The organism is Stenotrophomonas sp. STEN083, from assembly GCF_056759195.1.
Window position 1 is genome coordinate 1 of sequence record NZ_JBRRCU010000001.1, and the last position, 24,348, is coordinate 24,348.

Genomic DNA, 24,348 nt, shown 5'->3' on the forward strand with positions numbered 1-24,348 from the left:
CCAGGTCCAGGCCGGTGACGTGGATGGCGACAACGTGACCTTCGCCATCAGCGCGGGTAACGACAATGGCTGGTACGCGATCGATCCGACCACGGGTGTGATCACCCTGACGCCGGCTGGTGCAGCGTCGCTGGCGAATGACTACGAGTCGACCGGCAACAGCCACCAGATCACGGTGGTGGCCAGCGACGGCAATGGCGGCACGACCACCATCACCGTCACGCTCAACGAGTTGGACGTGGATGACAGTTCGCCGCTCATCATTGACGCTCAGGCGGCGGTGTATGAGGAGGGACTGCCGGGTGGCTTCCCGGACGGAAACAACAGTCCGACAACCGCGACCGGTCAGGTCGACATCAACGACCCCGATACCGTAGGCGGTCCGCTGACGGTTACTTTGGCTGGCCCGGTTGGCCTGACCTCTGGTGGCGAGGTGGTGACTTGGAGTGGTACCGGTTCCGTGGGCGATCCGTTGATCGGCACGGCAGGTGGCGAGGAGGTTATCAATGCGACCATCGACAACGAGGGCAACTACACGGTCACCTTGCTGAAACCGCTTGATCACTCGGGCAGCGAGGACCAGGCCCTGGATATCGACCTGACGGTAACCGCTGACGATGGCGTCAATCCTCCAGCTACTGGCACCCTGACGGTGACGGTGCACGACGATGCACCTGTTGCCAACCCGGGTTCGGTGGACGTGGTGCTGCCTGAGCAGGACACCAACGTCATGTTGATCCTGGATATCTCAAGCAGCATGACCGCTAGCAGGGTTGCCGGCATGAAGGCGGCAGTAACCGAATTGCTCGATACCTATGCAGGGCTCGGAAATGTCGCGGTACAGATCGTGGTGTTCGGCACAGCCGCAGGCACCCAGGCCTGGGGGACTTCATGGGGTGACATCGACGCGGCGAAGGCATATGTCAATGGCATCAACGCAAACAGCCTTGGAACCAACTATGACGCTGCCCTGCTCAAAGCGATGGACGCATTCGATGATCCAGGCAAGATCGCTGGAGGCAAGAATGTCTCCTACTTCCTGACGGATGGTGAGCCAAATCAGAACAGCAACTGGGGCATTCCTGGTTCAGCTGGAAACGGCATCAATGATGCGGAAGAGGCCGCATGGAAAGACTTCCTGGAAGCCAACCAGATCCTCTCCCAGGTATTTGGCATGGAGGTTCCGACGGGTCAGCAGGCCAATGCACGCGGCAACATGGACCGCATCGCCTATGACGGTATCAACAACGAAGACACCGATTCCGTCTTTGTGAATGATATCGACGATCTGCCGCCCATCCTGCGCGACTCAGCCATTGATGCTTCCAAGGGTGCAGTGGTGGATATGGACGGCACTCTGGGCGGGAACTCTGGTCTTGGTGCCGATGGCGGCGGATTGCTCGACATCACCGTCAACGGCCGGACCTACCATGACGACGGAAGCGTGACGGGTGGTGCTGCCAACGGCTTGTTCGATGCGGCGACCAACACCTGGAACATCCTTACCGAAGGTCCAAATGGCTCCGTCAATACCGGAGGTCGGCTGATCGTCAACATGGAGACGGGGGAGTACAGCTACACCCCGCCGATCATCGATTCGGGCACTCGGGTCGAGGACATCGGCTTCACACTGATCGACAACGATGGCGACACGGCGTCGTCGACGTTGACCATCACGGTCCATCCGGTGGGCACCGTCCTTCCGAATAGTGCAGATGGCGGACCGTCATTCGCCTTCCATGGTGACGAAAGCATCACAGGAGTGACGGGCGAACAAGCGCATGCCTTGCCGGCGTTGAGCGATCTGGTCGTGTCGTACGGGAGTGGAAGCCTGGATGCATCGCTGCCTGGCGGCGACATGCAGACCTTCTCCGGTCCGCTTACGCCGGTCGCGATGCCATTGCCCCTGGTGCATCCGCTGGATGAGCTGGACCAGCATCATCAAGCGATGGTGTGACGCATCTGGAGCCGGGTTGGCCAGCGGCCCATCCGGCTCCATCGGAATCGATGGCGTGGTACGCGCCCCGCAAGGGCTGGACGTTCCCGCTTTCCTGAAGAATCGAGGTCAAGAAATGAACAAGAAACTACTGACAAGCATGCTGGCGGTTGCACTCTTGGCTCCGTTTGCGAGCCATGCCCAAAGTCGCAGCAGCGCGGCGGACATCAATCCGCACGGGCTGGATTACAGTGACGTGACGATGGAAGTACCCGACTACGACGAACCGTTCCAGCGTGACGGACGGCGTATTCCAACTGCTCAGATCCTGAGCGTGAAGCCGGGGATCAACGATGGGCAGGTACGAGAGCTGTTGGGTGCGCCGCTGTCCACTGAGAACGGTGAGCGGGGGCCTGAATGGAACTACAACCTCAAGCTTGACGTGGCTGATGAAGACTTCATCGTTTGCCAGTACAAGGTGGTGTTCGAAGCCGACGGAACAACCGTGCGCGAGACCTCTTGGCGGCGTTACCAGTGTCGACTGGCGATGGCGGCATTGGCCCCGCAGACGACGCCAGCGACGCCTGAGCGGATCGACTTGTCGGGCGATTTCTTGTTCGACTTCGATAAGGACCTGCTCAGTGTCGAGGGCATGCAGGTTCTCGACGGCATAGCCGCCAAGTTGTTTGGGAACAACAGCAAGGCCGACATCGTTGGCCATACCGACCGGCTTGGTAGCGCTGCATACAATCAGCGATTGTCCGAGCAGCGTGCGCGGGCGGTAGCTACGTACTTGGTGAATCGTGGTATAGCCATCGACAGGATCACCACGTCCGGACGTGGTTTGGCTGAGCAGGTTAAGCAGTGCGAAGGCGAGCGTTCCACACCTGAGCTGCGCGCCTGCCTCAAGCCCAACCGCCGCGTCGCCATCACCATTACGCCGGTCGATTGACCAAGATTGAAACGGGGATGGAAGCACGTAGATCCTTCCTTGTTGCGGGCCGCCACAGCGGCCCGCTCTTTTTGTGTTGGATATCAAATCCGACGGCTGTTGATGGCGGCCCCGGAATCGGGGAGCTGCCGGGTGGATGCCGGCGTTCGGTTTGTTCCTCAGCCAATCCTCGACTGTAAAAACAAGTATCTGAAATGAAGAATCTCTTGATGGATCGACATGCGTTGGCTCGACGGGTGGCAGTCCTGCTTGTCGTCCTGATCAACACCGCACCGGCATCGGAGCTGACGCGTTCTGTCAGGCCGGGTCAGCAGGACATGACGGGCCCATCGCTACCGATGCCGCTGGAACTCGGTCCGGCAGTGGAAATGGCCGTGAAGTGGCATCCGAGCATACGCAATGCCGCGGGCTACCTGATGGAATCGGATGAAGCGATCCAGGTGGCGCGTGCTGGCTACTACCCGCAACTGCGTGCAGGGTTGGGCTCAGACTGGCGCAACCGCGCTCTGTCGGGATACGACAGTCGTAGCGCTCATCAGCTGACCGTATCCGCCTCGCAGATGCTCTACGACTTCGGGAAGGTCTCCAGTGGCGTCGATCGTGCACAAGCCGATCACGAGGGAGCCCGGGCGAGAGTCCTGTTGGCGGTTGATCAACTTGTGCAGGAAACCGCGCATGCGTGGATCGAAGTCAGTCGTTACGAGGCGCTGTTGGAACTCGGCAAGGCACAGCGTTCGGGTGTGGGGTCCATCGCTGATCTGGCACGCGAGCGACGTGCGAAGGGAGCCAGCCCGTTGTCCGATGAACTACAGGCACAGGCACGTGAAGAAGCTGCATTCGCCAATCTTCTGGAGGTCGCCGCTCAACTGGAACGTTGGCGCCTGCAACTGCGGCAGCTCACCGGTGCGCCACGCTTGCCCGTGACGGAAGGCCTGGCGGACACGCAACTTGCAGACGCCTGCGACATCGTTGGAGGCGATGCCGGACCACTGTCCGTGCCGGCGGTGCTGATCGCTCAGGCGCAACTTCGCGCGGCGCAGGCGGATTTGGAAAATGCTCGCGCGCAGAGTCGGCCGACCTTGTCCGTGGATGGCGCTGTAAGCCGTGGCCTGAATGCTGACTCACGCATCAACAGGCCCTACGACGCGTCGATTTCGTTGAACGTAACGGCACCTCTCTACCAAGGTGGCGGTAACGCCGCGCGGCGACGGGCATCGGTCCATTCGCTGTCAGCGGCAGAGGCAGCGTTGGAGCATGTGCGACTGCAGGCCAGTCAGGAACTGACAGACGCGCGATCACGCGCGAAAGGTTATGCAGGCCGAAGAAGCGTGTTGGATGAGCGCACCGGCAGCATCGAACACACGCGGGACCTGTACCGGCAACAGTATCTGGATCTGGGAACCCGTTCCTTGCTGGACCTGCTCAATGCCGAACAGGAGTTCCATGGTGCGCGAGTGGAAAGCGTGAACAACATGCTCGATCTGCAGCGTATGCAGGTGGATTGCCTGGCTGCAGGTGGAGGTCTGCGCCGTGCATTCCATCTGGATGGCCACACACTGGCAGGCGTGGAGCTGACCCCATGAGCGTCTCCGCAGGAACAGGGGCGAATGCCCCCCAAGACTTGAACGGCTGGGTCGATGCGATCCTGTGCGTGGCGAATCACTACCGCATTGATTGTTCGCCTGAAGCGATTCGTATTGCAGCGGATTGGGATGGCCAGGCCGGTGAGCGGCGGCCGGTGGAGCAGCGCGTGCCGCAGCTGGCACGCCAGGTTGGACTAGCGTTACGCTGGGTGGCGCCAAACCCTAGCCGCCTGACTCCGTGGCGCCTACCTTTGATGGTGCAGCTGAACGACGGACAGGTCGGTGTTGTGACGGCCATGACGGCGGCGGGGTTCACCCTGGAGCTCGGTGGCGATAGCGGCCTGCCCACCACATTGGATGCCGTGACGCTGAACGCGGCGGTGGTACGCATGGCAGTGGCACGCCCGATGCGTTCGGTGCCGGATAGTCGCGTCGATGATTACATCAAACCGTTCGAGCCGGGCTGGTTGCGCCAACTGGTATTGGCCGACATGCGGCCATACTGGCACATCCTTCTGGCATCGCTGGTCACCAACTTTCTCGGTATCGCCAGTATCCTGTTCTCGATGCAGGTGTACGACCGGGTTGTACCAGCCCAGTCGATGCCCACGCTGTACGTGTTGTTCGGTGGAGTCCTACTTTCCATGGTGTTCGCTTACGTGTTGCGGCAGGCGCGTACCCGGATCACCGATGTATTGGGCAAGCGCGCCGATCTGCGTGTATCCGACAAGGTGTTTGGCCACGCACTTCGTGTGCGTAACGCTGCCCGGCCCAAATCGACGGGTACGTTCATATCCCAGCTGCGCGAGTTGGAGTCCGTACGGGACATGCTGACCTCCACGACCATCGCTGCCGTGGCTGACGTGCCGTTCTTCCTGCTTTTCTGCGTTTTTTTCTGGTACATCGCCGGCAGCCTGGTGTGGATTCCGGTGCTGGCAGCGGTGATCATGGTGTTGCCGGGAATCCTATTGCAGAAGCGCCTGCGCGCATTGGCCCAGGAGGGAATGCGGGAGTCGTCGCTGCGCAATGCGATGTTGGTTGAGGCGGTGCAGGGGATAGAAGACATAAAGCTGCTGCAGGCAGAGTCCAGATTCCAGACGCACTGGAACCATTACAACGAGATCAATGCCGATACCGGCATGAAGCTGCGTGACCTGACAAGCACACTGAGCAACTGGTCCCAGATCGTTCAAACCGGTGTGTTCACCGTTGTGGTGTTCGTCGGAGCGCCCATGGTGATGGAGGGCGACATCACTACCGGTGTGCTGGTGGCTGCTTCGATGCTATCCAGCCGCATGTTGGGACCGCTTGCCAGCCTGACCCAGATTCTCAGCCGCTGGCAGCAGGCTCGCATTGCGAAGGAAGCGTTGGACAATCTGCTGCGGATGCCGGTGGACACCCCGGACCACGGCAAGCGCATCCATCGTGCGTCGCTGGCTGGCAGCTACGTGTTCACCAATGCGGTCTTCAGTCATGACGGCCAGCAGCCGGCACTGAAGATTGTGGGGTTGAAGGTCCGTTCCAGCGAGCGGATCGCGATCCTTGGTCGCAATGGTGCTGGCAAATCGACGTTGCTGCGGGCATTGTCCGGAATGATGGAGCCACAGTCTGGTCATGTACTGCTGGACGACACGCCGCTGGCACACATCGATCCAGCGGATGTCCGTAGGGACGTTGGTTTCCTCTCACAGGAGTCCCGCCTGTTCTATGGAACGTTGCGCGAGAATCTGATGATGGGGGCGCCAACTGCGACTGATGAGGAACTGATGATGGCGCTGCGGGCAGGCGGCGCATGGTCCTACGTGCGCTCATTGGCTGATGGCCTGGACCATATGGTGCTTGAAGGGGGCCTGGGCCTGTCAGGTGGCCAGCGCCAGAGCCTGATGCTGGCGCGGTTGCTGGTGCGAAATCCGACCGTACTGCTATTGGATGAGCCCAGTGCGTCACTGGATGAGGCGGCTGAACAGGGGGTCATCCAAACATTGGCGGGATTGCCTGAAGCCACGACGATGGTCATTGCCACGCATCGCATGGCGATGTTGCAACTGGTTGACCGAGTATTGGTCGTCGACAACGGCTTGGTGGTTTTGGATGGGCCTCGCGATGAGGTCATCGAGAAGCTGCGCGGAAAGGTTGCGGGAACCACCAGATTCACGCGAGCCAAACCCGCGCACAAGCTCTCCGTGGGGAACGTCAGGATGAGAACCCAGAATGACAAAGTTACCCAAGGTGGCGAAAGCGCGGATGGCAATGACGCACCGGAGGAGGGGAAGGCATGAGCGCATGGAAGGCAGATGACGTGTCAGGTAGCGACGAGGTCCGCGCTACGGGTTCCTCCAGGGTGGTGCTATGGATCAGTGGCTTCCTGTTGCTGTTTCTGGTCTGGGCGTGGTGGTTTGAAATCGACGAAGTCTCCAGTGGTACGGGCAAGGTGATCCCGATCTCGCGCGAGCAGATGATTCAGTCACTGGAAGGTGGCATCTTGGCTGAGTTGAACGTTGCCGAGGGCGACATTGTCGAGAAAGATCAGGTGCTGGCGCAGCTGGATCCTACCCGCGGCGAATCTAGCGTCGAGGAAACTGCGGCGAAGTACCGCGCTGCTTTGGCGAGTTCGGTCCGTTTGCAGGCAGAAGTGGAGGGTGCCGCTGTCTTGCACTTTCCTGAAGAGCTAGTCTCTGCGCACCCGGAGTTGATCACCAGCGAAAGCGCATTGTTCAGGTCGAGGCGTGCGAGCGTGGCCGAGTCGCTTGGGGGGCTACAACGTTCGTTGGACCTGGTGAGCCGAGAACTTCACATCACCGAGTCGTTGCTGGCAACCGGTGCAGCCAGCAGTGTGGAGTTGCTGCGCTTACAGCGGCAGAGCTCAGAGCTGCGTTTGAAGATTGCCGAGGTGCGCTCGGAATATATGGTGCGCAGCCGCGAGGAACTAGCGAAGGCGAATGCAGAGGTTGAGTCGTTGTCCTCGGTGGTCCGCGGACGTGCTGATTCGTTGACGCGACTGACGCTGCGTTCTCCGGTACGCGGCGTGGTGAAGGATGTCGAGGTCACTACCATTGGTGGCGTGGTGCCGCCAAATGGACAGGCGATGGTGATCGTACCGTTGGGTGATCAATTGTTGGTTGAAACCAAGGTCTCACCGCGCGACATTGCTTTCATACATCCCGGACAGGAGGCCTTGGTGAAGATCACCGCCTACGACTATGCCATCTACGGCGGGCTCTCCGGCAAGGTTGTCACCATTTCACCAGATACCATCCGCGATGAGGTCAAACCCGAGGTCGTTTACTACCGGGTGTTCATCCGGACTGACAGCGATGCGCTGCGAAACAAAGCAGGGAAAGAGTTTCCGATCGTGCCTGGCATGATAGCCACGGCCGATATTCGCACCGGCAGCAAGACCATATGGCAGTACCTTGTTAAACCGCTGAATCGTGCTGGAGAGGCGCTGCGTGAGCGTTGACCGCGCAACCACCTCTGATGGTAATCATGCCTGAGAACGACACGGTGGGCATATGAGCGGAGCACCCAGGGCGTCCATATATCTACCAGGGTATCTGGACGTCAGAGGGCTGTTGCCGCCAGCCGTGCGCAGATAGTTGTATCAACTTATCGGTCATCCTTGAATGCCATCCGAAAAGCTGCGCCATTTGGCTGAACTCATCGACGGTTTCGAGAGAGACCTCCCGCTTCTGTCTTTATACCAGCGGCATGATCGGCTCACCTCCATATTGCGATTCACCATGCGTCTTGGGGGAGTTGATGATGCCTGTGTTGAGTACGAGATTGATCGCCTTCTGTTACGCGCCTGCAATGCCGCGTTGTCGTCCAAGAATTCAGGCTCTATCGTCGTGTAGATGGCAAGGATAGGCTGGATGATGCAACGCTTGTGCTGCCGGTAATCTGGGTATTGATTAGACCTGTTTACGCCCTCGGAAGAGCGGCGGGCGCCCAGGCGCCGGCTGACTGTTACATTTTCGAAGTGGGAATGTGCGAACTGATGATGAATGCGATTGCGTCGAGGAGGCACAAAGGTGGATGACAAGGTCACGGCGTCACTGACGAGGCAGCTGGCCAAAGGATTGGGAGCATGGCGTCAAGTGTTGAAGTGGTTGCGGAACGTGCCGATTGCCGACGCGGTCGATCGCAGAAATGCGGCAATGCTTCAACTTATTTCATTTCTGCTGGCGGTATTGCCTACGGGAGCCTGGTGCTATCGGGCTTTTCTGGTGGATATCCCATGGAGGTCGGGCGAGATCGCCAATATGGCGCTGTCCTTGTCGGTGAGTTTCATCTCCGCAATGAGTTTTGTGCTCGTTCGCAAGGGAAGATTCAAGGCCGCCTCATATGCATTGCTGTGTGTATTCGTTGCGACGGTCATTCCTGCGTACTTGATCTCAGGTTTTGGCGCACAGCGCTTTGAACAACCGGTGTTGGCAATCTGGATGGCGATTGCTGCGTTGGTTGTGGGACGTGCGGCGCTATGGATGATGTTCTTCAGTATTGCGATCGCGTTCGCATTGGGCATAGGGGTCGACATCGGGCGGCAGGGCAGCGCGGTGGAGCTCGTCGGCGACGCGGCCTTCAGTGCCGCGATATTCCTGATGATCTCGGTGGTGCTGGATCGGACCTCAGCCGCTCTCCGCGAAAGCCTGCAGGAGGCGAAGGCGCGCGGAGATGCATTGACTGTTTCCAACCAGCGACTGACCGAGGAGATGACGGAGCGAGAGCGCACGTTCACTCAATTGATTCAAGCTCAGAAAATGGAAGCCGTCGGAAGGCTTGCCAGTGGAGTTGCGCATGACTTTGGGAATGTTCTAGCAGTAGCCAGTGGCTACGTGCATATCGGACTGCATTCCGGGGATGAAGCGAAGATGCAGGAATCGCTGATGGGTGTGGATCTGGCAGTGAAGCGTGCAACATTACTGAATCGCCGGTTGCTGTCGTTGGTTCGGCAGGAGGAAGGGGCGGAAGAGTGGTTCGATCCAGGAGAAGCGTTGATGGCGCTGTTGCCGATGATTCGGCAATTGATGGGGGCACGGGTGAAGATAGAAGTTGCAGTGGATGAGGGGTTGCCGGCCGTGTTGTTTGACAGACTGCAGTTCGATCTCATGATCCTGAATGTCGCCGCTAATGCAGATCATGCGATGCCTGATGGTGGGGAATTCTTCCTTCGAGCGTACATGGACGACAATCGGTTGGTGTTGGGATTGGCAGACTCTGGAGAGGGCATGGAAGGCGAGGTGCTGGCACAAGCATTCGATCCGTTCTTCACCACCAAGCCGCGCGGAGAAGGGAGTGGACTTGGTCTTTCTGTCGTTCGCGATCTTGTCGAACGGGCTGGTGGTAGCGTAAGCGCAGAAAGTCGGTTAGGCATTGGGACAACGATTTTCGTCCGCTTTCCTGACTATCTGCTGGAGCCGAATCGGGCCTGACAACGCTCCAGCAGGGATTTCCAGATTCGAGCGGGTGAGTGGGCGCCACGGCGAGGCAAACGTGTGCGCAACAGATGAATTTTTTGGGATTATGTGAGCAATGGTCTGGGGGCCACCGATGGATGCCATTCGGTCGGTTCTCCTATCTGGTCTGGCGGCAACGGCGGCTTTACTGCTAGGTGGATGGAATCGGATTCTTCGGCGCTTGTGCGCCAGGTCAGAAAGCTGCGATGGATATTGCCCTGGACAGAGAGGGAGGGGGTAAGCTTTGGGGCGGCGGCTCACCACCGCCGATGTTCTCTCGATGTTGAGGGGAAAACCTTTGCGCTGCGAGCCCAAACTCCAGTGCGCCGGCCGCGTAGCCAAAACTACGGGCGTGACGCCCGCAAGGCTCGTCGTGATTCCGGCACTCGTACGATTGGGCTGAGAGTGCCCTAACGAATCAATGTCGCAAGTTTAATCGTAGGTCTTCCAGTTGCTCTGTGGCGGCCAGCATGCTCTTGATTTTGTCTAGACGGCCTCGATTCCGTTCCGCTGCTCAGTTTCGTTCGGAGGCCAAGATGTCGATCTAAGAACCTTCTTTGCAAGGATCTCTAGGGAGCGAAGACTGTTCGGACGGTTGGAATAGTTCCAAGAGTGGGCGGAGTCCATAGTTTCGGTAGCGAGATCGTCCAGCTCTACTCTGGCATCTTCATGGTTCATGGGACATCCCTGGCGAAGAGTGCGTGGGGCAGTGCAAGGTCAGGGGGTGCAATCGTCACCGGAGGTGACTCGCGCATAGGAAGTACAAGATGAAGGACATTCTTTCGAGTACTTATGTTTGAAATAAGGAATTTCGCAGGATTTCCCCGCGACCGTACCTGAGGAGTTTCCACCAGCCCCCCATTGCCCTGGTCTTTGATGCCCCCTGTATCTGCCCGCGTGCCAAGGTCGCGAAGCGGACCTACGTGCTGCAGGCCACTTACGACCACGGCTCACTTCGTTTGCGGTGGCGGATCAGTAACGGCCGTTGGCTCTGCTTCCTTCTGATCCCAGTAACGCTTAATCACCAAAATTTCCGGCAAGCAATTTCCGAAGGCGTCCACCATCTGCGGATCGAAGTGGCCGCCTCGGCCTTCCCTTATCTTTTCGACGACGGCATCCACCGGCCACGGCTCCTTATAGGGACGCCGGCTTGCCAGGGCATCGAATACATCAGCAATCGCTACGATGCGGGCCGATTCCGGGATGCGGCTGCCGGCCAGACGGTGTGGATAGCCTGTTCCATCCCAGCGTTCGTGATGACTGAGGGCGATCTCGGCTGCCAGTTCGAACAAGGGCGCCTTGCTGCGGCTGAGAATCTCGAACCCGATAAGCGTGTGGCGCTGCATGATCTCCCACTCACCGGTGTCCAACTTGCCTGGCTTCTTCAGGATAGCGTCGGGAATCCCGATCTTTCCGGTGTCATGCATAGGTGCGGCTTGTTCCAGCAGTTTCGCCCTGGAAAGCTCCCAGCCCACTGCTTCGGCCAGAACGCGGGCATAGGCGGCCATGCGCCAGATATGCGCGCCGGTATCCGAATCGTTGTAATGCCCCGCCACGCTGAGCATCTGGATGGCATCCTGATAGCTGCTGCTCAACGCAGAGGCGCGAACAAGCGACAGATGCGTGTTCACCCGCGCGCGCAGAATGAAGGGCGAAACCGGCTTGGTAATGTAGTCCACCCCGCCACATTCGAAGCCGGCGCGTTCATCCACTTCCCGGTTCAGCGCGGTAACAAAGATGACTGGGATGTGCTCGGTGGCAGCATTGGCCTTGAGCGCGGCCGCGACCTGATAACCATCCATGCCAGGCATCTCCACATCCAGCAGAACCAAGCTTGGCGTGTGTTTGCCGGCGACGCTTAGTGCTTGTTCACCGTCGCGCGCAAATACCAGCTTGTATTCGTTTCCAAGAATTTGGCGAAGAAGCGCCAAGTTGCTGGGCTCGTCGTCCACGCAGAGGATCGGGCCGCTGGGCATGTCCGTCAATCCTGTGTTGATGATTGGGCAGGGGGGGAATGAGTGTTGACGCTTTTCAACAAGGCGCGGACCTCATGTTCGGCCGTGGGGTAATCAAACTCCTCGATACACAGCACGATGCGTTGCCGGACATCGTCGGGCAGCCCGGCCGGCAGGCGGTGGAGCGCATGCTCGATTGCTTCCGGGCTGGCGCCGTCCAAGGCGGCGAGCAATTCTTCAAGCGCGTTGACCGGATCCGCATGTGGAGCGGCACTGGCAGGGCGCTGATCGGTTTCACGGGTCTGCGAGTAGTGGTGCAGGCTTGCTAGTGTTTCTTCCAGCACTGGTGCCATTCGCCGGAGTGCGTCAGCGGCGTCCAATTCCTGTGCCAGGCATTCCTCGACCTCGGCGCATGCGGCAACCAGGCGCGATAACGCAAGCGATGCAGCTGCGCCGCGCATGCGATGCAGGTCGGCGCGTGCCTGTGGCGTGTCATGCAGGATCAGGTTGGCTTCGACTCCCTCCACCGCGCGTTCGTAGCGCTTCGCGAACAGCGCAAGGTTCCGCTTGTAGGGGCCGGCCTCCCGCCAATAGGCCAGTCCTTTGTCGACGTCGAGCAGCGGCATGTTGCTTAGCTCAAGCGCTGATGTTGCCGCACGCTCTGGATTTGTTTGTAGCAGATCCGGTTGTCGCGGGCGTGGCTGCGACGCAGCACGCGTGCTGCGGAGGATGGCCGCGATCAGGTCGGGCACTTCAAATGGCTTTGCGACGAAGGCATTCATGCCGGCGCTCAATGCCGCATCTTGCTGCGTTTTGAACGCCCCCGCGGTCAGCGCGATGATCGGTAATTCGGCTAGCATTGGCGACGCCCGGATATGGCGGGTAGCCTCGTAGCCATCCATCAACGGCATCTGCACATCCATCAGCACGGCGTCGTAACGATCGGGTTTGTCGTGCAGAAGGTTCAAGGCTGCACGACCATCGCAGGCTTGCTCCACGACGGCGCCCTCGTCCTCCATGATGCGCTGTGCCACCTCCCGGTTGATCTCGCTATCGTCGACGACTAGGAGGCGGAACCCCTCCAGTCGGCGGCTCGAGGGCGCTGCGCTGTTTCGCCTACGCAATGCGGGGTTTCGTAGGGCGAGCGTTTCGTTGATAGCGTTGTAGAGCACGGATGCGGTGACCGGCTTGGTTAGCACGGCATCAACGGCGCCGCGGTTTGCCTCGTCGTCAATCAGCTTTCGTTCGAAAGCCGTGACCATGATGATGATGGGTTGCCGTGCGGTCTGTACCCGACGGCGAATGTCCGCGGCGGCGGCAAGCCCGTCCATTCCCAGCATCTGCCAATCCATAAGGACCACATCACAACGCCTGGCGCTGGACGTGGTGACACGCTCGACGGCCTGCAGGCCGGATTCGACTTCCTCGATTGTCCAGCCGAACCCACGGATGAGTGTATTCAGGTGCTCGCGCGCCAGATCATGGTCATCTGCGACCAATACATGCCACGGGCCCTGTATCGGCAGCTTTTCGCCGGGCGCGCTGGCCAGCGGAAAATCGAGGGTGAAGAAGAACGTGCTGCCTTGGCCGGGGCTGCTCTCTACCTCCAGCGTGCCTCCCATCAGTGCCACTAGCTTCCGACAGATACTCAAGCCCAAGCCGGTGCCGCCGAAACGTCGTGTTGTCGATGAGTCGACTTGCGAGAACGGAGAGAAGACCATGGATTGCTTCTCCTGTGGGATACCCAGGCCGGTATCGAAAACGGAGAAGCGCAGGCGGATCTTCCGTTCGTCCGCGCAGGGCTGGCGCGTGACGTGCAGTCCTACCTCACCGCGCTCGGTGAATTTGATTGCGTTGCTGACCAGGTTCACTAGCACTTGGCCCAGGCGCAGGGCATCGCCGCGCAGGTAGCGGGCACCTTCCGGCGTCGGCGAAACGAGCATCTCCACCGCACGCGTATCAACCGCGGAGGCCATGAGCGTAGCGACGTTGTCGAGCACCTCGGCCAGATCAAAGGGAGCGTGCTCAATTTCGATCCGCCCGGCTTCAATCTTCGAGAAATCCAGCACATCGTTGATGATGCTCAGCAACGACCGTGCCGCTACATTGATCTTGCGGGTCATGTCCTGTGCGGGGGCAGGCAAGTCAGCGCGGTCCAGCAGGTAGAGCATCCCCAGGATGGCGTTCATTGGTGTGCGGATTTCATGACTCATGTTCGCCAGGAAGTCGCTCTTGGAGCGATTGGCCTGCTCCGCGGCGGTGATGGCATGGTGGAGTGCTGAATCGCGCTGTTTCTGCTCGGTGAGGTCCGAAGCCATTATAAGGAAGCCGGATGCCTCTCCTTGGTCGTCCTGCAATGCACTTACATTAAGCGCAACGGGAAGTTGTTTGCCGTTGGCGCATACGTACGTCCATTCGGCGATGTCGCTCCCATTGCAGGTGGTGAGGGCGGCAATCTGCGTAAAGGATGCGCCGATCTTGCGGTGATGCTGCGTCGACAGCGCGGACGCGCGGGAGCGCAGCTCTTCTCCGTCGTGCAGTCGATCGGCATTGGTGTCGCTCGTGGTGACTTCATTGGCTTCATACCCCAACATGCGCTCCGCTGCGGGATTGAAAAGTGTGATCCGGCCCAGCAGGTCCGTGACGATGATGGCGTAGCCGGCATGCTGCAGGATTGCGCCCAAACGTGAGGAGTAGGTGCGTATCTGAGCGGTTCGATCCAGTACCTGCTGCTCGAGGGTGGCGTTGAGGCGCATGATGCCTTCCTCATGTCGTTTGCGTTCGGTGATGTCGATGATGAAGGCGAGTGCGAAACGACCTTCTGCGGTGTTTATCGGGTTCAGCCCTATTTCCACCGGGACGCGCGTGCCATCGCGCCGTAGTCCGTAGAGGTCGCGGCCGGCGCCCATCGGGCGCGCTTGGGGTTGCTGGAAGTAGCGCTCGATATAGCCGGTGTGGTGGCCACGTGTCTCCATTGGAAGGAGTCGATCCATGGTCGTGCCCAGCAGTTCTTCCCGCGGGTAGCCAAAGAGTTCCTCGGCTTTCGCATTGGCCAGTTGGATGCCGCCGGTTTCATTAACCATCAAGATCGCACTGGGGGACGCCTCGACGACGCGCCTGAACTGTTCCTCGGCGCGAAGGTGGTGTGAGATGTCATGCAGGAAGAATGACGCGCCCTGCATATGACCGGCGGGGTCGCGGATCACCGAGAGGCTGACGAGCACATCAACTAGTCCCTGATCCTTGCGACGTAGTTGATGCGGTTCGCCGATGATGTCCTTGGAAAGATCGTCGAAAGCGGGGTTGCCTGCGTCGTCGACAAGTATGCTGTCGACGCGACGGCCGAGTGCCTCGTTCGCTGCGTAGCCCAGAGTTCGCTCCGCAGCCGCATTCCACAAGGAGATACGGCCAACGGGATTGCAGGCGATGATGGTCTCGCTCGAACCTGACACCAGGGCCAGTAGCTGCGCGTGATCCAGGAATGCGGCACGCCGGCGTACGCGTGCTGTAGTCACCAGGTACCAGACCGCGACGCTTAGCAGACCCAGCCCGGCGACTACAAGCGACGTCAGCCAAGGCGTTGGAAGATCAAGACTGGGGATGAAGGCTGGGCGGGCCTTGAATTGCACACGCCAGTCGCGCCCATAAATGTTCAAGTGACGGACCGACTGCGGCGCGTTCGGATCCAACGAGTCAAAATCGGGGCTGGTGTAGAACGGGCCGCTATTGGCGTTTTCGCCAACATCGGTGAGTGCAATCGCGTAGGGCCGCTGTTCATGCTCCAGGCGATCGAGGACGGCATCTATCGTCAGGGGCGCGACCACCCAACCTCGCGCGTCCATCCATCGTTCCTCCGCTGTCCCAAGGGGGTGGTGTGAGGCGTAGATCGGCAGCAGTAATAGGAAACCGTGCCGTTTCAGGCCGGCCTCCTGCACCAGGGTGATCGGCGGAGTGAAAGAAGCTTGGCCACTTCTTGCCGCAAGCTCCGCTGCCGTACGTCGCACTGGATCGGAAGCAATATCCAAGCCGAGTGCAGCCTCGTTGTCCACCATCGGCTCCATGTAGCGAATGACGAAGCGTTCGCCATCGTTGGGAGCTAGTGCGTGCACCTGGAAATTCGGCATGCCATCGGTGCGGGCGGCCTCGATGAACGCGTCGTGGTCTTCCGCAGCTACGCGCTGTATATATCCGTAGCCACGTATCCCTGGGAACTCACGCGCATAGTCCCGCGAGGCGCTGTAAGCACGGAAGCGATCTCGGTCCAATTGCGGGCCAGCGGCAATTATCGCTCCTCTGGTACCGCGCAGCCCTTGGTCGAACATCGCCAGCTGTGTTTGCAGCGTGGCAGCAGCTGCGTTGGCAACCTGATCGAAAAGGTAACGCTGGTGTTGCTGGTTGTCACGATGCTGCATGACACCAACAAGCACCGATAATCCTATGCCCAGCAGGCCCAGGCCGCAGGCGAGCCACCGGCGATCCAACGATCGCGGGGTAGAAGTTTCGTATCTATCTTCCTTCTCCATGCACTCCCCCACATGTCTCCAAGACAGTGGCCCTTCTGACGCCAAGGGCACGGCAAGCACGCTCGGCGCACTCTAAGACAGTATGGAGCGCGTCTCAAGTGATCACGGTCCAATACGTCCAATACCCGTGGTCATGCGCTGAGGCTTTGCGACTGCGCGAGGGGAGCGGGCGGAGAAAATGCCATTTTCTGGCATGCGGGAGACCCGAGTGCGCCTCCTATCGGGGGACTGCGCTTCGGGTGGGGACGATCCCACACAACGGTCCTGTGGCACCGCTGCCTGCAAGCGACCTTGAGGACAGCGTGCATAGGGAATTTGGAGGTCTCTACGGAGAAGCTGAGCTCATCGGTGTAGTGGGGTAGGACTACATCCGCCTTTTGGCCTGCGACGTTCCATGGCGGTCGCGCAGGGACACCGGGGACTCTGTTACAGCGCGGTGTTGGTGGGCCATGTTGCAGAGCGTCTAGCAGCAGGCATCACTGAGCTGCTTCTAATCACGATCACTGCAAAGGCCATGTTTGAGCGGTTCGGGAACTGATGCCCGCCTCGGAAGGAGGCGCCGGAACCAAACAGCATGTCTCAACTGGTTGCCGGTTTATGTCTTGTAACTGCAGCATCGATGGTCAGGCGTTTATAGCGATGATGTCTTCTTATGACCGACAGCGGGCATCGGCTGTGAACTGGTGCTTTTCCCGAAGACCTCCAACAACTTCTGGGCCAAATTTGTAGGCAGACGAAACTGCAGTTAGGAGAGATCCGACTGTGGCACAAAGGGAGACCTGGCTCGCTTTTCCAGCGCTGCCAACCCGCACCATGATATGGCTGCTCACTTGAAGGTAGTTTGCTGCTTCTGAAGTTCAAGCTGCTTGGCCGCACTGGCACTGAGAGTTTCGCGTTCCTGATTCAAATACTCATGAATCATTTTGAGGCGCGATATTTTGCTTTCAATGTCCGCCATCTTCTTGGAGATGATGGCGACGCCTGCAGCACAATCGATCGCCTTGCTTCGGCGAGCACCCAGGATTTCGCCTATTTCACCAAGCGAAAAGCCCATGCTCTGCGCATGCTGGATGAACTCCACGTCTTGGAGAGTTTGTGCTGTGTAAACACGGTAGTTGTTGGTTCGCCGTGACGGTGAGATCAAGCCGATCTTTTCGTAGTAGCGCAGGGTATGGCGACTAGCGCCGCTACGGATCTCGAGTTCGCCAATTCTCATAAATAAGTGCTTGACTGTAGAGTTAGGTCTACAGTTTACACTCGATTTTTCACCTACCAAGGAATTAGGAAGTGGGCGTCGAGTGCTTTGTTACGGGAGGGACCGGCTTCATCGGACAGCATCTAGTGGCATGCCTGAGTTCGAAGGGGCATACGGTTCGGGTGCTGATGCGTCGCCCGGAACGCTTGGCTGCGCTACGCGAGCAAGTCGACCAACTGGGAGGGGTAGCCACCAAGGTCTTTGCCGTAGCCGGCGACCTTACTCAAGAGAGCATTGGGCTGGGCCATGCGGACCGTGAGGTAGTACGACAATCCAAGGTTGTGTTCCATCTTGGCGCTAATTTCGCTTGGGGGCTTTCAATGGAGCAAGCCCGTGCGGTCAACGTTGAAGGTTCGAGGCGGGTGGCTCTAATGGCCGCAGAGCAAGATAGCCGATTGATAATGTTCGGCGGTTACATGCTGAAAAACGTTGAACACCTTCAACGCATCGGAATCGACATCGCCCATCCAGAGCTGACCAACTGGTCGGCCGTCTATCGTCGTGTAGGTGCTTACGAAGGAAGCAAGCTGGAGGCGCATTTCTCGACCTTGGGAGTGATGTCGGCCGCCGGAGGAGAGATGACCGTTGTCCATCCGGCTACTGTTTGCGGTCATAGTCGCACCGGGCATATTCTCGACGGGCAGCCACTAGTCGACTTGATGCGCAATCTTGCACAAGGCAAGCTGACGGCTGTCCCTGGTACTGCAGACCATTGGCTGCCACTGGTCACCGTTGACTATCTAGTTGATCTGGCGGTGCCATGTGCGTTTGATCCTGGCATGGGGGGAAAGGAGCTGCTGGCGCTTGATGGCCAAAGCCCTGGCTTGCGAGAACTTCTGGCGGAGGTGGCAAAGCCGCTTGGCGTAAAGCCGCCAAGACACCACGTTCCTCTTCGGCTGTTGAAACTCCTGCTGGGTATTCGTCCCGTTGCGCGCTATTTGAACGCAAATGCCGAATCCTTGGACTTTATACAAACGACGCGTTTCAATACGGCAGAGGTTGAACTATTCTGCCAACGGCATGGGATAGGCAAGCCGGACATGCGCCAGTCCCTTCGTAACACTGCAGCATTCGTTCACTCAAACTACCTGATTAGGGGCTAGTCTCGCCTGCCCATAAAATTGATCCCGGCATTCTTAGAGATCTCCGGACAAGCCAGCCCTAAGGGGACCGCCGGTGCGCCAGAGCAAATTCATCCAGAGATCGTTACGGCGTTGAATCAGGTTGATCTGGAACAGAGATGAAGGACGTCTGCCATGACCTGGGCATTTCCGATGCGACCGATTACGTATGGAAGTTCATTTACGGCGGAACGGAAGCTTTGGACTTGTAGCGACTTCGAGACGTTGGAGCCGAGCACGCCAAGCTAAACCGGATGGCTGATTAAAGCACCGAGATACTTCACGACAGGCCTTGGCGAGCTGACGTTCGCCTAGCTCCGTCGGTAACAGCCCGGACCGGAAATCCCTGCTGTAGCCTGACATTGAACTTCGAGGGGTCGACAACCTGCGATCAAAGCACGGGTTGGCCCATCAGAGAAGTTGCTTTCCGCTTTACTCGGGACGCGACCCTCGCTGCGATTCCCTTGCGTTCGTTTGGAGCGAGCGGCTCCCGATAACCGGCGGCGCCCCTCGGTGACTAGTAATTAAATGAGTCACAATTTGCTACGTCGGCAAGCCGGCGCTAAAGTACTCCGATGAGCAAAGAAACTGAGATTCCGCCTCTAGTACGGGGCCCCGAGGACCATGATGTCCGCCACCAGATTGTCGCCGCTGCGACCGAGCATTTCAGTCACTACGGGTACGAGAAGACCACCGTCTCTGACCTCGCTAGGGCAATCGGTTTTTCCAAGGCCTACATCTACAAGTTCTTTGCCTCGAAACAGTCGATTGGCGAGGCGATCTGCCAAACCTGTCTGCGTGGCATCGAGGAACAGATCGAGGCGGCCATCGCCAGTACTGACAGCCCGCCGGAACAGTTGCGGCGTATGTTCCGCGTGGCAGTGGAGGCAAGCGTGGAGCTATTCAATCAAGACCGGAAGCTGTACGAGATTGCCGCCGCGGCGGCGGCGGAGGGCTGGCCCACGGCCGTCGCTTACGAGGCACGGGTGCGTGCGCACCTGCAGAAGATAGTGGAGCAGGGCCGGGTGGCAGGCGATTTCGAACGCAAGACGCCGCTGGACGAGGCCTCGCACGCCATCTACCTGGTCATGCGGCCCTACCTGAATCCGTTGCTGCTGCGACAGAGTCTGCAGTACAGCGAAGAGGCCCCGGCGCGACTTTCCAGTCTGATCCTGAGAAGCCTATCTCCCTAGCTTGTCGGTAATGTGACTATTGACATAATTGGTCACTAGAAATAACAATGCCAGCCTGATCAGCTCCTTCTCAGGCTCTTCCATGCTGCTGCATCGCTCTCCGGCTCTCCTGTCCCTCTCCATCCTCTCTCTGGCTTTGGCTGCGTGTAGCAGCAAGCCCGAGCCAGATCCCAGAACCGAGCAGCCGTTGGTCAGGGTCGAGACCGTGCATGCTGGGGCCAGCGAGACCCGCACCTTTACCGGCACTGTTCAGGCCCGGGTGGAGAGCGACTTGGGCTTCCGGGTCTCCGGCAAGGTATTGGAGCGGCTGGTGGATGCGGGCCAGCAAGTCAAACGTGGACAGCCGCTGCTACGCATTGATCCGGCAGATCTCGATTTGGCAGCCAGCGCGCAGCGCCAAGCGGTGGCTGCGGCTCAGGCACGCGCGACGCAGGCGGCGCAGGACGAGGTGCGATACCGGAAACTGGCCGCAAGCCAGGTGGTTTCGCAATCTGCCTATGACCAGATCAAGGCCGCCGCCGATACCGCACAGGCGGAACTGCGCGCGGCACAGGCGCAGGCGGCGGTGGCTGCCAATGCCAGTGGCTACACGGTCCTGCTCGCCGATGTCGATGGCGTCGTTGCGCAGACTCTGGTCGAGCCTGGTCAGGTCGTCTCCGCTGGGCAGGTAGTGGTTCGTCTAGCCCGTTCTGGTCTACGTGAGGCAGTGGTGCAGTTGCCCGAGACTCTGCGCCCAGCCATTGGTTCCAGCGCTAAGGCAACCATTTTCGGCCGCACCGACGCGTCGGCTGGTGCCCGTCTTCGAGTGCTGTCCGGCGCGGCCGACCCGATGTCCCGAACCTTTGAAGCGCGCTACGTGCTGGAAGGGCAGGGCGAGCCAGCGCCGCTTGGTGCCACCGTGACGCTGGAATTGCCCATCCAAGGTACAGGACCGGCAAACAGCGGTGTAAGCGTGCCGCTGGCTGGTCTGAGTGACGTTGGCAAAGGCGCGGGTGTGTGGCTCATTGAGGGCGAGCCGGCCAAGGCGAGTTGGCGGTCGGTGCAGGTGCTACGCATCGCCGATGACACCGCGTATGTGGCCGCTAGCCTGAAAGACGGCGACCGCGTTGCCGCGTTGGGTGCGCACCTGCTTCGCGAAGGCCAGCCGGTACGCATCTTTGAACGCACTGCCGCGGCAACTGCAGGAGTGCCGGCGCAGTGAGTGGTTTCAATCTATCCGCGCTGGCCGTGCGCGAACGCTCCATCACGGTCTTCCTGATCTTGCTGGTGTCGTTGGCCGGCATCGTCTCCTTCTTCAAGCTCGGCCGCGCCGAAGACCCAGCGTTCACGGTGAAGGTGATGACCATCGTCACTGCCTGGCCGGGCGCCACTGCGCAGGAAATGCAGGATCAGGTGGCCGAGAAGCTGGAGAAGCGGCTGCAGGAGCTGCGTTGGTACGACCGTAGTGAGACTTTCACACGTCCCGGACTGGCGTTCACCACATTGAGCCTGCTGGACAGTACGCCGCCTTCGCAGGTCCAGGAGGAGTTCTATCAAGCGCGCAAGAAGCTGCAGGACGAAGCGGCGAACCTGCCCAGTGGCGTGATCGGGCCGATGGTCAACGATGAGTACGCTGACGTCACTTTCGCGCTGTTCGCACTGAAAGCTAAAGGTGAGGCACAGCGCAGGCTGACCCGCGATGCCGAGGTGCTGCGCCAACGCATGCTGCACGTGCCGGGGGTGAAGAAGATAAACATCATCGGCGAACAGTCCGAGCGCATCTTCGTCGAGTTCTCGCATGATCGACTGGCCACGCTGGGAGTCAGCCCGCAGGATGTGTTTGCGGCGCTCAACGGACAGAACGCACTGACCCCGTCCGGCTCAGTGGAAACAAAAGGGCCCACCGTGTTCGTGCGCCTCGATGGCGCGTTGGATGAGCTGGACAAGATTCGTAATACGCCGATTGTTTCCGGCGGCAAGACCATCAAACTGGCCGACATCGCCACGGTGAAGCGTGGTTACGAGGACCCGGCAACCTTCCTCATCCGCAATGGTGGCGAGCCGGCGCTGCTGCTGGGCGTGGTGATGCGCGATGGTTGGAACGGACTTGACCTCGGCAAGTCACTGGACAGCGAGGTCGCGCAGATCAACGCCGATCTGCCATTGGGCATGGCGCTCAGCAAGGTGACGGATCAGTCCGATAACATCAGTTCGTCGGTCAACGAGTTCATGGTGAAGTTCTTCGTGGCGCTGGTCGTCGTGATGCTGGTCTGCTTCGTCAGCATGGGCTGGCGGGTCGGTGTTGTTGTTGCCGCAGCTGTACCGTTGACATTGGCAGTTGTGTTCCTGGTGATGGCTGCAACCGGCAAGAACTTTGACCGGATCACCCTGGGTTCACTGATTCTGGCCCTCGGCCTGCTGGTGGACGATGCCATCATCGCCATCGAGATGATGGTGGTGAAGATGGAGGAAGGCTTCAGTCGCGTGGCTGCCTCCGCTTACGCGTGGAGCCATACAGCCGCGCCGATGTTGGCAGGCACGCTGGTCACTGCGGTCGGCTTCATGCCTAATGGTTTTGCACGCTCCACCGCCGGTGAGTACACCAGCAATATGTTCTGGATCGTTGGCATAGCGCTGATTGCGTCGTGGGTGGTCGCGGTAGTGTTCACGCCGTACCTAGGCGTGAAAATTTTGCCGCTATTGAAGCAGGTCGAAGGCGGCCACGAAGCCTTGTATGACACTCCTCGCTACAACCGCTTCCGCCATCTGCTGGCGCGTGTGATCGAACGCAAGTGGTTGGTCGCCGGATCGGTGGTTGCCCTGTTCGCGCTGGCGATCGTTGGCATGGGCGCGGTGAAGAAGCAGTTCTTCCCAATCTCCGACCGTCCTGAAGTGCTGGTGGAAGTGCAGATGCCGTATGGCACCGCGATTGCGCAGACCAGTGCGGCCACCGCAAAAGTCGAAGCGTGGCTGGCTACCCAGAAAGAGGCGCGGATCGTTACCGCCTATATTGGCCAGGGCGCCCCGCGCTTCTTCTTGGCTATGTCGCCGGAACTACCGGACCCAGCATTCGCCAAGATTGTGATCCGCACCGACAGCCAGGAGGAGCGCGAGGCACTGAAACATCGGCTGCGCGAGGTAGTGGCTGAAGGCTTGGCGCCAGAAGCGCAGGTACGCGTGAGTCAGCTGGTGTTTGGGCCTTACTCTCCATTCCCGGTGGCCTACCGCGTAAGCGGCCCCGACCCGGAGGTATTGCGCAGCATCGCCAGCAAGGTTGAAGCGCAGCTGCATGCCAGCCCGATGATGCGCACCGTCAACAGTGACTGGGGCGCGCGCACGCCAGCGTTGCACTTCACTCTGGATCAGGATCGCCTGCAGGCCATGGGCTTGAGCACCAGCAGCGCTTCGCAGCAGTTGCAGTTCCTGTTGAACGGCGTGCCGGTGACGACCGTACGTGAGGACATACGTACGGTGCAGGTGCTGGCCCGGTCTTCCGGCACGACACGCCTGGATCCGGCCAGGGTGCAGGATTTCACCCTCGTCGGGGCTTCGGGGCAGCGCGTTCCTTTGTCGCAGATTGGTAAGGTTGAGGTGCGCATGGAAGAGCCAGTGATGCGCCGCCGTGATCGTGTTCCGACCATTACCGTCCGCGGCGACATTGCCGAAAACTTGCAACCACCGGATGTCTCCGTGGCGATGACGGCTGCGCTAGCGCCGCTGCGTGAAGCACTGCCCAAGGGCTACAGGATCACCGAAGCCGGTGCGATCGAAGAGTCCGGTAAGGCGATGGCGGCGATGCTGCCACTCTTCCCGATCATGCTGGCGGCTACCTTGTTGATCATCGTTCTGCAGGTCCGCTCGATGTCGGCGATGGTCATGGTGTTCCTGACCAGCCCGCTGGGTTTGATCGGCGTGGTGCCAACATTGTTGTTGTTCCAGCAGCCATTCGGCATCAACGCGCTGGTCGGCCTAATAGCCTTGTCCGGCATCCTGATGCGCAACACGCTGATCTTGATTGGGCAGATTCACCACAACGAGCATGAGGGGATGAGTCCGCGGCAGGCCTTGGTGGAAGCCACGGTGCAACGTGCTCGGCCGGTGATCCTGACCGCGTTGGCTGCGGTGCTGGCATTCATTCCGCTTACCCACTCGGTGTTCTGGGGCACGTTGGCTTACACCCTCATCGGCGGCACGATCGCTGGCACGGTACTGACCCTGGTGTTCCTGCCAGCGATGTACTCCATCTGGTTCAAGATCCGGCCTGACGATGGCAAGCAGCCTGAGGCAGCAACGCAGATCGCATGACAAAGCGCCCGCCGCGAGAAAGGTAAATGCAACACGGAGGCGAAGCATCCCGAGGGGTGCTTCGCGAGGATGCAGCGCAGATGAGGTGTG

The 24,348-nt window shown here is 59.5% G+C and carries 13 protein-coding genes and 1 pseudogene; 11 read left to right on the forward strand and 3 right to left on the reverse strand.

Going from position 1 to position 24,348, the window contains the following annotated elements; all coding sequences use genetic code 11:
• The 6 genes from ACVOK8_RS00005 to ACVOK8_RS00030 form a co-directional block, all read left to right on the forward strand.
• The coding region (locus ACVOK8_RS00005; RefSeq protein ID WP_481565009.1) for a VWA domain-containing protein at window positions 1–1,957 on the forward strand (1,957 nt) is incomplete at its 5' end.
• Window positions 1,923–2,888, forward strand: a complete 966-nt coding sequence (locus tag ACVOK8_RS00010) for an OmpA family protein (protein ID WP_481565010.1) — start codon at window positions 1,923–1,925, stop codon at window positions 2,886–2,888. The genes ACVOK8_RS00005 and ACVOK8_RS00010, both read left to right, overlap by 35 nt.
• Window positions 2,889–3,082: 194 nt before the next feature.
• Window positions 3,083–4,471 (forward strand): TolC family outer membrane protein, encoded by a 1,389-nt coding sequence (locus ACVOK8_RS00015; RefSeq protein WP_481565011.1) that lies wholly within the window; start codon window positions 3,083–3,085, stop codon window positions 4,469–4,471.
• Window positions 4,468–6,750, forward strand: coding sequence for a type I secretion system permease/ATPase (locus tag ACVOK8_RS00020; protein WP_481565012.1), 2,283 nt, complete (start codon window positions 4,468–4,470; stop codon window positions 6,748–6,750). The genes ACVOK8_RS00015 and ACVOK8_RS00020 overlap by 4 nt, the downstream gene beginning before the upstream one ends.
• Window positions 6,747–7,931, forward strand: a complete 1,185-nt coding sequence (locus ACVOK8_RS00025) for a beta-barrel domain-containing protein (protein WP_481565013.1) — start codon at window positions 6,747–6,749, stop codon at window positions 7,929–7,931. The genes ACVOK8_RS00020 and ACVOK8_RS00025 overlap by 4 nt, the downstream gene beginning before the upstream one ends.
• A gap of 571 nt (window positions 7,932–8,502) precedes the next feature.
• Entirely contained in the window at window positions 8,503–9,903 is a 1,401-nt protein-coding gene (locus ACVOK8_RS00030; RefSeq protein WP_481565014.1) for a sensor histidine kinase, read from the forward strand.
• A 974-nt stretch (window positions 9,904–10,877) separates the two neighbouring features.
• On the opposite strand, the gene ACVOK8_RS00035 is transcribed toward ACVOK8_RS00030, so the two are convergent.
• From ACVOK8_RS00035 to ACVOK8_RS00045, 3 genes are all read right to left on the reverse strand, one after another.
• Window positions 10,878–11,903 carry a response regulator gene (locus tag ACVOK8_RS00035; RefSeq protein ID WP_481565015.1) on the reverse strand — a complete coding sequence of 342 codons (1,026 nt, stop codon included), beginning with the start codon at window positions 11,901–11,903 and terminating at the stop codon, window positions 10,878–10,880.
• A 5-nt stretch (window positions 11,904–11,908) separates the two neighbouring features.
• The gene (locus ACVOK8_RS00040) at window positions 11,909–16,405 is read right to left on the reverse strand and encodes a PAS domain-containing hybrid sensor histidine kinase/response regulator (protein ID WP_481565016.1); all 4,497 of its coding nucleotides are present in this window, start codon (window positions 16,403–16,405) and stop codon (window positions 11,909–11,911) included.
• Window positions 16,406–17,231: 826 nt separating this feature from the next.
• Window positions 17,232–17,621, reverse strand: coding sequence for a MerR family transcriptional regulator (locus tag ACVOK8_RS00045; protein WP_481565017.1), 390 nt, complete (start codon window positions 17,619–17,621; stop codon window positions 17,232–17,234).
• Between the two features lie 71 nt (window positions 17,622–17,692).
• On the opposite strand from ACVOK8_RS00045, the gene ACVOK8_RS00050 reads away from it, so the two are divergent.
• The 5 genes and pseudogenes from ACVOK8_RS00050 to ACVOK8_RS00070 all read left to right on the forward strand — a co-directional run bounded on the left by ACVOK8_RS00050 (window position 17,693) and on the right by ACVOK8_RS00070 (window position 24,258).
• A complete protein-coding gene (locus tag ACVOK8_RS00050; protein ID WP_481565018.1) occupies window positions 17,693–18,763 on the forward strand; it encodes an SDR family oxidoreductase in 1,071 nt (356 codons plus the stop codon).
• Between the two features lie 87 nt (window positions 18,764–18,850).
• Window positions 18,851–18,990 (forward strand): annotated as a pseudogene (locus ACVOK8_RS00055) (transposase); the annotation flags it as partial.
• Between the two features lie 366 nt (window positions 18,991–19,356).
• Window positions 19,357–19,974: a TetR/AcrR family transcriptional regulator gene (locus ACVOK8_RS00060; protein ID WP_481565020.1), complete on the forward strand. Its 618-nt coding sequence runs from the start codon at window positions 19,357–19,359 to the stop codon at window positions 19,972–19,974.
• 82 nt (window positions 19,975–20,056) lie between these two features.
• Window positions 20,057–21,175, forward strand: coding sequence for an efflux RND transporter periplasmic adaptor subunit (locus ACVOK8_RS00065; RefSeq protein ID WP_481565021.1), 1,119 nt, complete (start codon window positions 20,057–20,059; stop codon window positions 21,173–21,175).
• Complete coding sequence (locus tag ACVOK8_RS00070; RefSeq protein ID WP_481565022.1) at window positions 21,172–24,258, forward strand: efflux RND transporter permease subunit; 3,087 nt, start codon at window positions 21,172–21,174, stop codon at window positions 24,256–24,258. The genes ACVOK8_RS00065 and ACVOK8_RS00070 overlap by 4 nt, the downstream gene beginning before the upstream one ends.
• The last annotated feature ends 90 nt before the right edge of the window (window positions 24,259–24,348 follow it).